This is a genomic window from Streptomyces europaeiscabiei (assembly GCF_001550375.1).
Classification (GTDB): domain Bacteria; phylum Actinomycetota; class Actinomycetes; order Streptomycetales; family Streptomycetaceae; genus Streptomyces; species Streptomyces europaeiscabiei.
This window is the reverse complement of the sequence record NZ_LRTR01000186.1, coordinates 1-12,565: the sequence shown is the minus strand read 5'-3', so window position 1 is coordinate 12,565 and position 12,565 is coordinate 1. Positions and strand designations below refer to the sequence as shown.

Sequence of the window (12,565 nt, the reverse complement as noted above, 5' to 3'; positions counted from 1 at the left end):
GCGCGGCCGGCCAGCGCGAGCCGGCGGAACAGCTGGCGCGAGGACTCCCCGAAGTCGGTGTAGCGCAGCCACAGGGCGCGCTCGACCGGCTCGACCGGACCGTACGCGCCCAGGTCGGTGGCCAGTTGGCGGGGCTCACGCGGGCCGAGGGAGGAGCCGGCGATGCGCAGGGCGAGGGGCAGGCCGCCGCACAACTCCCGGATCCGGGCGACGGGTTCGGCGTTGTACGAGTTCGGGTCGGTCACTTCCACGGCTTCTGCCGAGCCCGAGCTGCCGTAAGCCTGTGCCGGGGGACCCGAGGACAGGACCTCGGCGCTCTGGGCCGCCGTTTCCAGGAGTTCCATCGCGCCCTCCCCGTCGAGCGCCTCGACCGGGAGCTGATGGACCCAGGCGGGCAGGTCCGCCGGCAGGGCGAGCGGGGTGCGGGCGGTGACCAGGACGAGGCTGTCGGAGCGTTCGGGGACGAGGACGCGGACCTGCTCGGGGTCGGAGGCGTCGTCCAGGACGATCGTCACGGGCAGGGCCGTCAGGTGCTGGTGGTACAGCTCGCTGAGCCGTCTGACCTGCTGGTCCTGGGAGGTGCGCTCACGGAAGAGGAGCTGGTCGCGGGGGGCGCCGAGACGATTCAGCAGATGCATCAGCGCGTCCCGGGTGGAGAGCGGGGTCTCCTCCGGGCTGTCGGCGCGCAGATCGACCACACAGGCGCCGCGGAAGTAGTCCCGCAGTTCGTGGGTCGCGCGGACGGCGAGGGCGGTACGGCCGGAGCCGGGCGCGCCGTGCAGCACGACGACCGTCGGCCGGGTCTCGGTCTCGGCGCGGGCCGCCTGTACCCACTGGCGGATCCTCCCCATCTCCGTGCGCCGGCCCGCGAACCGGTCGTCCGCCTCCGGGAGTTGGGCGAACGACTGTTCAAGAACGTTGCGCCGCCGCGCCGCCGCGCTCTTGTCGGCACCGCGCAGCTGGGGCGCCTTCTTCTTCGGCGTGGCCGCGGCGAGTACACGCTGCTGGTCCAGGAACGGGCGTATCCCGCGCACCTCCAGCGCCGTCAGCCACTGCAGCCGAAGCTGCTCGGGGCCGCCGGGCTGGCCCAGGGCGCCCGCGCGGTGGTGGGCCGCGGGCACGTGGGAGGCGGTCACCTTCAGGACCGTGGCCACGGCGCTCGCGATGCCGACGATCAGACCGGTGCTGACGGCGGTGCCGGCGTCGACGCCGAAGGAGAGGTCGGCCACGACCGCCGTGCCTGCGGCAACGGCCGCGACCAGCAGGGGAGTTCCGGAGCCCTCCTTCGCGTAGCGCTGGCCGAAGGTGAGGCGGCCGACCTCCGACTCGTCCAGTGCGCGGGTGTACGCCTCGTACTCCTCGGCCGCGTTCCGCGCCATCGTGTCCAGCGCGACGCGGGCGCGGCCGAGCAGGACCACCCCGTCCGTACGGCCGCCCGACCTGCGGACCTCCTCCTCGACCGCCCGGACCAACAGCCCTTCGGCCTCCCCCCGGTGGCTGTCCCGCATCCCACGTCCCCCTATCGCCGAAACGGTTGCCTCCGGCCAGTGTGGGGCGATGGGCGCGACTAGGCGAGAGGGCGTGATCGTAGGCTGGGGGTGAGGTGCGGGGTTCGCCGTGGGTGGTTGGGTTGTTCGCCGACCGCGGGTCCGTCGTGGTTGCCCGCGCAGTTCCCCGCGCCCCTGACGGGGCGCGCGCCCCGTGCTGAACTGTGATTCCCGGGTACTGGGGAATGATGGTGTCCATGGCGAATCGACTGGCCCACGAGACCTCCCCCTATCTCCTCCAGCACGCCGACAACCCGGTCGACTGGTGGCCCTGGTCGACGGAGGTGTTCGAGGAGGCGCGGCGGCGGGGGGTGCCGGTGCTGCTCAGCGTCGGTTACTCGAGTTGCCACTGGTGTCATGTGATGGCGCACGAGTCGTTCGAGGACCGGGAGACCGCCGAGTACCTGAACACGCACTTCGTCAGCGTCAAGGTCGACCGGGAGGAGCGGCCGGACGTCGACGCGGTGTACATGGAGGCCGTGCAGGCGGCGACCGGGCAGGGCGGCTGGCCCATGACCGTGTTCCTGACGCCGGAAGGGGAGCCGTTCTACTTCGGGACGTACTTCCCGCCGGCGCCCCGGCACGGGATGCCGTCCTTCCGGCAGGTGCTGGAGGGCGTGCGGGCCGCCTGGACCGACCGGCGGGACGAGGTCGCCGAGGTCGCCGGGAAGATCGTGCGGGATCTGGCCGGGCGGGAGCTGAAGTTCGCGGCGGTCGACGCGCCCGGGGAGGACGAGCTGGCGCAGGCGCTGCTGGGGCTCACCCGGGAGTACGACGCGGCGCGCGGCGGATTCGGCAGGGCGCCGAAGTTCCCGCCGTCGATGGTGATCGAGTTCCTGCTGCGGCACGCGGCGCGGACCGGCTCCGAGGGCGCGCTGCAGATGGCCCAGGACACCTGCGAGCGAATGGCCCGCGGCGGCATCTACGACCAGCTCGGCGGCGGCTTCGCCCGCTACTCCGTCGACCGCGAGTGGGTGGTACCCCACTTCGAGAAGATGCTGTACGACAACGCCCTGCTCTGCCGGGTCTACGCCCACCTGTGGCGGGCCACCGGCTCCGAACTCGCCCGGCGCGTGGCCCTGGAGACGGCCGACTTCATGGTCCGTGAACTCCGGACGAACGAGGGCGGATTTGCTTCCGCCCTGGACGCCGACAGCGATGACGGCACCGGTTCCGGGAAGCACGTCGAAGGCGCCTACTACGTCTGGACGCCGGAGCAGCTGACCGAGGTCCTCGGCGAGGAGGACGCGCGGCTCGCCGCGCAGTACTTCGGGGTCACGGAGGAGGGGACCTTCGAGGAGGGTGCGTCCGTGCTGCAACTCCCGCAGCATGAGGGCGTGTTCGACGCCGAGAGGATCGAGTCGATCCGGGACCGGCTGCATGGGGCGCGGTCGCGCCGCCCCGCCCCGGGCCGTGACGACAAGGTGGTCGCCGCCTGGAACGGGCTCGCCGTCGCCGCGCTCGCCGAGACCGGCGCCTATTTCGACCGCCCCGACCTGGTGGACGCCGCGATCGCCGCCGCGGACCTCCTCGTACGACTGCACCTGGACGAGAAGGCGCGGATCGCGCGGACCAGCAGGGACGGGCAGGTGGGGGCCAACGCGGGGGTGCTGGAGGACTACGCGGATGTCGCGGAGGGGTTCCTGGCGCTGGCGTCGGTCACGGGGGAGGGGGTGTGGCTGGAGTTCGCGGGGTTCCTGCTCGACCATGTGCTCGCCCGGTTCGTCGATGAGGGGTCGGGGGCGCTGTACGACACGGCCGTCGACGCGGAGAAGCTGATCCGGCGGCCGCAGGATCCGACCGACAACGCCACGCCGTCGGGGTGGAGCGCGGCGGCGGGAGCGCTGCTGAGCTATGCGGCGCACACCGGCTCCGAGCCTCATCGGACCGCTGCCGAGCGGGCGTTGGGCGTGGTGAAGGCGCTGGGCCCGCGTGCGCCGAGGTTCATCGGGTGGGGGCTCGCGACCGCCGAGGCGCTGCTCGACGGGCCGCGCGAGGTGGCGGTGGTCGGACCGCAGGGGCATCCGGGGATGCGGGAACTGCACCGGGCGGCCTTGCTGGGGACCGCGCCGGGTGCCGTGGTCGCCGTCGGGACCACGGACAGTGATGAGCTGCCGTTGCTGGCCGACCGTCCGCTCGTCGGCGGTGAACCGACCGCGTATGTCTGCCGTAACTTCACATGTGACGCTCCCACGACCGATGCCGATCGGTTGCGGACGGCTCTCGGGGTGGCCTCGACCGGCTGAAAGTCGCTGGTCGGAGACCGGGACAAGATCGAACAACTGGCGGGATACGGGACTGTGTGCGGACACTTCCGACTACATGTTCCCTCGAACGGAAACACGGTTTTTATCGGAAGGGCTCCCCGGGTTCACAGTTTCCCCCTAGTCTCCTCGCAGTGACGCGGCGGGAGTGATCCCCGTCGCGCCAGGGGGTATTGGTCCGGGGGGATCTAATTTGCTGACGTCTGTCCTCATAGCTGTCGTTTCGCTTGCCCTGTTCTGGATGGCCGCTTTCACCCTGTGGTGGCAGATGCACGCGTGGCGCACGCCCGAAGTGCTCGCCTCCACCCGGTTCAGCAGACCGGACGGCGACGAACATGTCTCGTTCTCACTGCTGCTGCCAGCACGCCATGAACAGGCCGTGCTGGACCACACCATCCAACGACTGCTCGAATCCAGCCACGACGACTTCGAGATCATCGTGATCGTCGGGCACGACGACCCGGAGACCACCGCGGTGGCCCGGACGGCCGAGGAGCGCGACCCGCGGGTCCGCGTGGTGGTCGACCACCACGAGAAGAAGAACAAGCCGAAGGCCATGAACACCGCGCTGCCGCACTGCCGTGGTGATGTCGTCGGAGTCTTCGACGCCGAGGACCAGGTCCATCCCGAACTGCTGTCCCACGTCGACCACGCCTTCCGTACGACGGGCGCGGACGTCGTGCAGGGCGGGGTGCAGCTCATCAACTTCCACTCCAGCTGGTACAGCCTGCGCAACTGCCTGGAGTACTTCTTCTGGTTCCGGTCCCGGCTGCATCTGCACGCGCAGAAAGGGTTCATCCCGCTCGGCGGCAACACCGTCTTCGTAAGGACCCACGTCCTGCGGGAAGCCGACGGCTGGGACCCCAACTGCCTCGCCGAGGACTGCGACCTGGGCGTACGGCTGTCCAGCGTCGGCAAGAAGGTCGTCGTCGCCTACGACTCCGACATGGTGACCCGGGAGGAGACCCCCGGCAGCCTGATGTCGCTGATGAAGCAGCGCACCCGCTGGAACCAGGGCTTCCTCCAGGTCTACCGGAAGAAGGACTGGAAGCAACTACCGGGCTTCCGGCAGCGGTTGCTGGCCCGCTACACGCTGATGACGCCGTATCTCCAGGCCTTCTCCGGGGTGGTCATCCCGCTCAACGTGGCCGTCGCGCTCTTCCTCGACGTCCCCGTCGGCGTCGCCTTCATCACCTTCCTGCCGGCCGTCACCGCCCTCGTCACCTTCGTGTTCGAGGTGGTCGGACTGCACGACTTCGGCAAGCAGTACGGCCTCCGTGTCCGGTTCGCCCACTACGTCAAGCTGATCGTGGGCGGCCCCTTCTACCAGGTGCTCCTCGCCTTCGCCGCCGTACGCGCGGTCTGGCGTGAGCAGCGCGGTCGCAACGACTGGGAGCTGACCAGTCACGTCGGCGCACATCTCGCGAACGTGAACCGAGAGGACGTTCCTGCGTGACCTCCACACTTCCCGCGGCGACCAAGACCGAAGTCAAGGTCCCCGCGCAGAGGACAGCCGCGCCCGCAGCCGGTTCGACCGGTCGAACGACTGCTACCGCTTCCACTTCGCCTCCGCCGAACCGGCTGCGTGACTCGCGCTCCGACCTGATCCTCTGCGGTCTCCTCCTCGTCGCGATCATGATCGTGCAGGGGTGGAACATCGCCGACTACCCGACCCTCAGCGACGACGAGGGCACCTATCTCGCGCAGGCCTGGGCCGTGCAGGAGGGCAAAGGGCTCGCGCACTACACCTACTGGTACGACCACCCGCCCTTCGGCTGGCTCCAGCTCGCCGTACTGACCTGGATCCCCGCCCAGCTCGCCCCCGAGTCGATGACCGTCGGCTCGATGCGCGTGGTGATGCTGGGGATCAGCGCGGTCAGCGCCGTCCTCGTCTACGTCCTCGGCCGCCGCCTCTCGCTGCCCCGCTGGGCCGCTGGCCTCGGCATGGCCCTCTTCGGACTGTCCCCGCTGTCGGTGGTGCTCCAGCGGGAGATCTTCCTCGACAACATCGCGGTGATGTGGACACTGCTCGCGTTCTGCCTCGCCGCCTCACCGAGCCGTCACCTCTGGCACCACTTCGGCGCGGGGCTGGCCGCCGCGGCGGCCGTGCTCACCAAGGAGACGATGCTCCTCGTCCTGCCCGCCGTGCTGCTCACCATGTGGCGGCACAGCCACCGGGACACCCGGAAGTTCGCCATCACCGGCGCCGTCACCGCCTGCACCCTGATCGGCGCCTCGTACCCGCTGTTCGCCCTGCTCAAGGGCGAGTTGCTGCCCGGCGCCGGCCATGTGTCGCTGTGGGACGGCATCGTCTACCAGATGAGCCGCCCCGGCTCCGGCTTCATCCTCACCGAGGGCACGGGCTCGTACAACGTCCTGCAGTCCTGGCTGTACTACGACCGCGTCCTGCCCCTCGGCGGACTCGCCGGCGCGCTGCTGCTCCTGGTCACCTGGCGCTGGTCGGTGACCGCGCGAGCCCTCGCCGGACCCGCGCTCGCCGTCGCGATCCTCGCCGGAATGGCCCTGCGCCCCGGCTATCTGCCCGCGATGTACGTCCTCCAGGCCCTGCCCTTCCTCGCCCTCGTCCTCGCGGGCGGCACGGCGAGCGTCGCCCACGGCGTCCTGCGCAGGTGGCGCGACACGGCCGAGAACCGGGCCCTGACCTGGGCGCGCCGCACGGTCGCCGTCGCCCTCGCCGCCACCGCGGCGGTCTACGTCGTCCCCCGCTGGTACGACGGCAACCACACCGCGATGACGTTCAACGCCAACGCGCCCTACCAGAAGGCCGCCGAGTGGCTCGGCCGTGAGGTCGACGACCCCGCGGGCACCCGAGTCCTCGTGGACGACGCGCTCTGGCTCGACCTCGTCCACGAGGGGTACAGGCCAGGCCTCGGCGTCATCTGGTTCTACAAGGCCGACCTTGACCCGGCGGTGACGAAGACGATGCCGCGCGGCTGGCGCGACCTCGACTACGTGGTCGCCTCCCCGACCGTGCGGCGCGACGCGGTCGACCTGCCCAACGTCAAGGGCGCGATGGAGAACTCGACACCGGTCGCCACCTTCGGCACCGGCGAGGACCGGATCGAGATCCGCAGGATCGAGGCCGCCGGCGGCCACGAACGAGCGCGCGAGACCGAGGCGGCCGGCGACGACGACCGAATCCGCGATACCGAGGCCGCTGGAGGCGACCGATGAACAGCGGAAGGCACGAGTCCACCGCCCCCGAAGAGCTGGGCGACCCAGCCGTGCACGGTGCCACGGCGAGTGAGCCGAAGGGGCGCGCCGGAGGTGAGAGGGCGAACGCGCGGAGAGCCGATGGGCCGAGCACGATCGCCCTCCCGCCACCGGCCCTTGCGCCCCTCGGGCGAACCGAGCCTGCGAACACGGTTCCCGAGCCCGGGGCCGTCACCATCGTCGTTCCCACCTTCAACGAGTCCGCGAACGTACGGGAGTTGCTGCACCAGATCACGCAGACGGTGCCCGGGCGGCTGCCCTGCGAGGTCGTCTTCGTGGACGACTCCACCGACGACACCCCCGAGGTGATCAACGCGGCCGCGCGGGACTGCCCGTTCCCGGTGACCGTGCTGCACCGCGACAAACCGGTCGGCGGACTCGGCGGCGCCGTCGTCGAGGGCATCAAGGCGGCCACGTCCGACTGGATCGTCGTCATGGACGGCGACCTGCAGCATCCGCCCTCGCTGGTACCGGAGCTGGTGGCGACCGGGGAGCGGTCGTCAGCGGGTCTGGTGGTCGCCTCCCGCTACATCAAGGGCGGCAGCCGGGCCGGGCTCGCGGGCAGCTACCGTGTGGCCGTCTCACGCGGGGCGACCTGGCTCACCAAGTCCCTCTTCCCGCGCCGGCTGCACGGCATCAGCGACCCGATGAGCGGCTTCTTCGCGATCCGCCGCAGCGTGGTCACCGCTGAGATCCTCCAGCCGCTCGGCTACAAGATCCTCCTCGAACTCGCCGTGCGCAGCCGCCCGCGCCAGGTCACGGAGGTGCCGTTCGTGTTCCAGGACCGGTACGCCGGCGAGTCCAAGTCCACCGCGCAGGAGGGCTTCAGGTTCCTGCGCCACCTCGTCGGGCTGCGCACCGCCTCACCGCTGGCCCGCATGATGGTCTTCGGACTGATCGGCGTCACCGGCTTCCTGCCGAACCTCGCGGGCCTGTACGCGCTCACCTCGGCCGGCATGCACTACGTTCCCGCCGAGATCCTCGCCAACCAGCTCGGGGTGGTCTGGAACTTCTTCCTCATCGAGCACCTGTGCTTCCGCGAGCGGCGCAGGCACCGCAAGGGATGGGACCGCATCGGGCGGTTCGCGTTGCTCGCCAACGCCGACCTGGTGTTGCGCATCCCGCTGATCGCCCTGTTCGTCGGCAGGTTCGGGATGGGGGCGCTGTCCGCGACCGCGCTCGCCCTGGTGACGACGTTCGTACTGCGCTTCGTGGGGACCGAGGCGCTGGTCTATCTGCCGCGAAAGACGTCTCGCCGTGGGGAGCACGGCGAACAGGAGCAGGTCGAGCCGGCAAGGAGAGCCGTGTGAAGAGCCACCTCAAGAGCAGCTTGAAGAGCAGATTGCAGAGCCGCTTGAAGAGCAGCTTGAAGTTCCGCATCAGACCCGTACCCAGGACCAGACCCAGACGAAGAACAGCCCTGCTGGCGACCGGAGCGCTCGCCGCCGGCCTCCTGCTGTTCTCGCCCCAGCCCGCGTCCGCCGCCAACCTCATCCAGAACCCCGGCTTCGAGACGGCCGGCAGTGACGGCATGCCGTACTGCTGGGAGAAGTCCGGCTGGGGCGACAACGACTTCACCTTCACCACCGTGGCGGGCGCCCACTCCGGCACCAAGGCCATGAAGGTCGAGCTGACCCGTCGGGTCTCCGGCGACCGCAAGGCCCTGATCACCGAGTCGGCGGCCTGCGCGCCCTCCGTCACGGTGGGCAAGCAGTACGACCTGGCCCTCTGGTACAAGTCGACGACCCCGGACACGTCCGTCACCCTGTTCCGGCACGACACCACGGCCGGCTGGCAGTACTGGACCGACCTCAAGACGCTGGACATGGCCGGGAGCTGGACCGAGGCGACGGTCCGCACCCCCGAGATCCCGGCGGGCACCGACCGGATCACCTGGGGCGTCTCCGTCTACGGCACCGGCTCCGTCACCACCGACGACTACACGATGGACCAGGTAGCCGACCCCGTCCCCGAGCCGGAGTGCACGGGCACACCGGAGCAGTGCCAGAACGGCCGCTGGGACGTGCTGCCCACCCAGAACCCCGTCCGCTCCATGCACTCCGTCGTCCTCAACAACGGCAAGGTGCTGCTGATCGCCGGCTCCGGCAACAGCGAGCAGATGTTTGAGGCGGGCACCTTCACCAGCGCGGTCTACGACCCGGTGAAGGGCACGTACAAGCAGATCCCCACGCCCGACGACATGTTCTGCGCGGGCCACGTCCAACTGGACGACGGCCGTGTCCTCGTCATGAGCGGCAACAAGGCGTACCCGGTGGTGGGCGGACACGGCTACGAGGGCTACAAGGACTCGTACATCTTCGACCCGGTCACGGAGACCTACAGCAAGACCAACGACATGAACGACGGCCACTGGTATCCGTCGGCGACGATCCTCGGCAACGGTGACGTCATCTCGTTCGGCGGTCTGCGCGAGGACTCCACCGGTTCGGTGACGGCCGAGCTGTGGTCGGACGCCGAGCAGAAGTGGCTCGAACTCTGGAAGGTCAACCAGACCTGGTCGTACTGGGGCCTGTACCCGTCGATGATCCTCATGCAGGACGGCCGCCTCTTCTACTCCGGCAGCCATGTCTTCGGCAACAACATCCCCGGCACGGGTTCGGCGATCTACGACTACGGTGCCAACACGATCACGTCCATCCCCGGCCTGCAGAACAAGGACCAACGCGACCAGTCCGCGAGCGTGCTGCTGCCCCCGGCCCAGGACCAGAAGGTCCTGACACTCGGCGGTGGCAACATCGAGTCCAACCCCGACGCCAACCGTCTCACCGACGTCATCGACCTGAAGGCCGCGAACCCGGCGTACGTCGCCGGCCCGCCGATACCGCAGGGCACGGTGGACCTCGGCAACGGGAAGGTCGCCCAGACGGGCAACCAGGGCAAGATGTACGTCTCGGCGGTCCTCCTCCCCGACGGCAAGGTCCTGGAGACGGGCGGCGCCCTGCACAACCGGGCCGACCCGGTGTTCGAGACGTCGCTCTACGACCCGGCGACCAACACGTTCGACCCGGTGGCGACGGATCCCGAGGAGCGCGGCTACCACTCCTCCGCCTTCCTCCTCCCCGACGGCCGCGTCATGACCACGGGCGACAACCCGGGCAACGGCACGTGGAACCACGACGTGTCGATCTACACCCCGCCGTACCTCCTGAAGGGCGCCCGCCCGAAGATCACCTCGGTGATCGACAAGGAGTGGGTCTACGGTGACACGCAGCGCATCACGGTGGACCGCCCCATCGCGAAGGCGGAACTGATCCGCCCCGCGGCGGTGACCCACTCCTCCGACCCGAACCAGCGCTTCGTGGATCTGCCGCTCTCGGTCGACGGCAACAACATCGACCTGAACGTGACGAGCAACCCCAACCTGGCCCCGCCCGGCTGGTACATGCTCTTCGCGGTCGATGCCAACGGCGTTCCGTCGGTGGCGGAATGGGTCCACCTCCAGGGCCCGACGGCCTTGGCCCAGGCCTCCGGCGAAGCCCCCTCGGCCCACGTCCACGACTTCGCGGACGCCCCGAAGGGCAAGACCACCGGCCCTCGGAAGAAGACCAAGTCGAAGAAGGTCAGCCCCACGATCTCCGGCTGCGACCGCCACTACGGCACGGCGAACGTCTGCGTCCCGACCACGTTCCCGGACGAGGTCGAGAAGACGACGGCGTCCCGCTGCCAGTGGCTGAAGGAGAACGACTACGGTCGCCTGAAGGTCAACGGCAAGGACGACCCGTTGAAGCTGGACCGGAACAGGGACGGGTCGGCGTGTGGAAAGGCGGACGTGAAGCGCCGCTGACGATGCGCACGGACGGTACGACCTGAGAGGTACACCGTGGGAACGCGGCCCCGCACCTGGCGACATCTGCCGGGTGCGGGGCCGCGGTCCGGTCCGGAACAGCGGGCACGGCAGCCCCCTGGAAGGCATCGACATCGGTTCATCCCCCAGGCCGACCGCACGCACAGCAGCCGCCGCCAGGGGGCCGTCCCCCCTGCAACACGCGCATTCCCACCGGGAAATGAGCGGCGGAGTCCCCCTGCTAGGGTGCGCCGATGTCGTTGATCAAGCAGTTCCAAGTCACCTTCGACTGCGCGGACCCCGAGCGCGTCGCTCGCTTCTGGTGCGAGGTGCTGGGGTACGTCGTACCGCCGGTACCGGAGGGATTTACCACGTGGGACGATTTCGATCGCTCTCTGCCGGCTGAGCGGCAGGGTGCGGCGTTCGCCTGCGGTGATCCCTCGGGCGTGGGCCCGCGCCTGTACTTCCAGCGCGTCCCCGAAGGCAAGGTCGTCAAGAATCGGGTGCATCTCGACGTGCGAGCCGGCACCGGGCTCGTGGGCGAAGAACGCCTTGCCACGCTCGAAGCCGAGTGCGCACGACTGGTCGCGCTCGGCGCGACATGCGTGCGAGTGCTGCTCGCCGACGACCACAACGAGTCCTGCATCGTGATGCAGGACATCGAGGGCAACGAGTTCTGTCTCGACTGACCATGCTCCGAGGGCGGCGTCGATGCCGGACCCCGACGAGAGCGTGACCGCCACGGAGTGCGGCCGCGGCGCATGTCGTGCTCGGGCGGGGCGGCGGCGGGTCACGTGCGAAGCGGTATGCCCGGCCCGGCGCTGATCACCGCGGTACTGCGGTACTGCGGTCGGGATGCGAGGTGCTTACCCACGTTGGATGGTGGAGTCATGAACCAGCACCACCAGTCCCATCGGACGATCGAGATCGACACCCGGCTCGTCACGACCGGTGCCGTGCTCACCGCGGCCGGTGCCGCGGTGGCATGCGCCGGCATGGCCATCGGGGCCTTCGCCGTGTTCATGGCAGGTCGGCGCATGATCCGCGACATGGACGTGCCCCCGGCCCAGCAGGCGGCCATGAAGTGGCAGCAGGCCAAGGAGGCGTCCCGAGCGGGTGTGCGGGCGTGGCAGTCCGCGTCCGACGCTCAGAACGGATCACTCACCCGCTAGTCCGGCGAAGCCGCCCACCCACCGGGTCCCGGGTCCGGTGGGTGGCGCGATGCCTCCTGTCGGGGACCACGCGGGTTGTCCGGACCGGATCCGGGCGCTGCCTGACGCCGGTCCGCATTTCGGTCGAAGCGATCGCTCCGTACGAAGCGGGTGGCCACCTTCTCGACCATGCCGTTGACCGCGGAGTCGAGCTGCGGGCCAGTCCCTTCACGGCCTGCGACGGCGCGGGGCGGCAGCCCCTGCGACTGCAGCCACACGGAGATGTCCGCGGCGGCCTGGCTGCCGTCCACCCGTACATCCGCGGCGTGAGTGATGCGCCTGACCGCCGCGTCCTCGATCGCAGGATCCGAGGCCGGCGGCGAGACCGTTTCCACCTACCGGTCGGTGTCCAGCGCGATGTCGTGCATCCACACCGTGAGCAGGGCGACCGGCATCAGAATGCAGGTGAGCACGCGGAGCACCGCCGAGGCGGTGCTCCGCGTGATCGGCACGGCCGCCGAGCCGTGCGCGGGGGCCCACTCCCCGCCGCGTCACCCGCGCCCG

The 12,565-nt window shown here is 69.9% G+C and carries 8 protein-coding genes; 7 read left to right on the top strand and 1 reads right to left on the bottom strand.

Annotated elements, in window-relative coordinates; genetic code table 11:
- A partial coding sequence (locus tag AWZ10_RS09125; protein WP_244172446.1) for an ATP-binding protein occupies window positions 1-1,508 on the bottom strand: 1,508 nt, incomplete at its 3' end.
- Between the two features lie 236 nt (window positions 1,509-1,744).
- Between AWZ10_RS09125 and AWZ10_RS09120 the strand changes: the two genes are divergently transcribed.
- The 7 genes from AWZ10_RS09120 (at window position 1,745) to AWZ10_RS09090 (ending at window position 12,022) form a co-directional block, all read left to right on the top strand.
- Entirely contained in the window at window positions 1,745-3,793 is a 2,049-nt protein-coding gene (locus tag AWZ10_RS09120; RefSeq protein WP_060890831.1) for a thioredoxin domain-containing protein, read from the top strand.
- Window positions 3,794-4,004: 211 nt separating this feature from the next.
- A complete protein-coding gene (locus AWZ10_RS09115) occupies window positions 4,005-5,267 on the top strand; it encodes a glycosyltransferase (RefSeq protein WP_046704370.1) in 1,263 nt (420 codons plus the stop codon).
- Window positions 5,264-7,006: an ArnT family glycosyltransferase gene (locus AWZ10_RS09110; RefSeq protein ID WP_046704371.1), complete on the top strand. Its 1,743-nt coding sequence runs from the start codon at window positions 5,264-5,266 to the stop codon at window positions 7,004-7,006. The genes AWZ10_RS09115 and AWZ10_RS09110 overlap by 4 nt, the downstream gene beginning before the upstream one ends.
- Entirely contained in the window at window positions 7,003-8,355 is a 1,353-nt protein-coding gene (locus AWZ10_RS09105; RefSeq protein WP_046704372.1) for a glycosyltransferase, read from the top strand. The genes AWZ10_RS09110 and AWZ10_RS09105 overlap by 4 nt, the downstream gene beginning before the upstream one ends.
- A 44-nt stretch (window positions 8,356-8,399) precedes the next feature.
- A complete protein-coding gene (locus tag AWZ10_RS09100; protein WP_240439643.1) occupies window positions 8,400-10,850 on the top strand; it encodes a galactose oxidase-like domain-containing protein in 2,451 nt (816 codons plus the stop codon).
- A 254-nt stretch (window positions 10,851-11,104) separates the two neighbouring features.
- Window positions 11,105-11,539 carry a VOC family protein gene (locus tag AWZ10_RS09095; protein WP_046704374.1) on the top strand — a complete coding sequence of 145 codons (435 nt, stop codon included), beginning with the start codon at window positions 11,105-11,107 and terminating at the stop codon, window positions 11,537-11,539.
- Window positions 11,540-11,740: 201 nt separating this feature from the next.
- Window positions 11,741-12,022 carry a hypothetical protein gene (locus AWZ10_RS09090; RefSeq protein WP_037694641.1) on the top strand — a complete coding sequence of 94 codons (282 nt, stop codon included), beginning with the start codon at window positions 11,741-11,743 and terminating at the stop codon, window positions 12,020-12,022.
- Window positions 12,023-12,565: the final 543 nt, after the last annotated feature.

What these genes read in the sequence shown, in the direction of transcription:
- AWZ10_RS09095 (WP_046704374.1), top strand. Translation starts at nt 11,105, where the DNA reads ATGTCGTTGATCAAGCAGTTCCAAGTCACCTTCGACTGCGCGGACCCC.
- AWZ10_RS09105 (WP_046704372.1), top strand. Translation starts at nt 7,003, where the DNA reads ATGAACAGCGGAAGGCACGAGTCCACCGCCCCCGAAGAGCTGGGCGAC.
- AWZ10_RS09120 (WP_060890831.1), top strand. Translation starts at nt 1,745, where the DNA reads ATGGCGAATCGACTGGCCCACGAGACCTCCCCCTATCTCCTCCAGCAC.
- AWZ10_RS09090 (WP_037694641.1), top strand. Translation starts at nt 11,741, where the DNA reads ATGAACCAGCACCACCAGTCCCATCGGACGATCGAGATCGACACCCGG.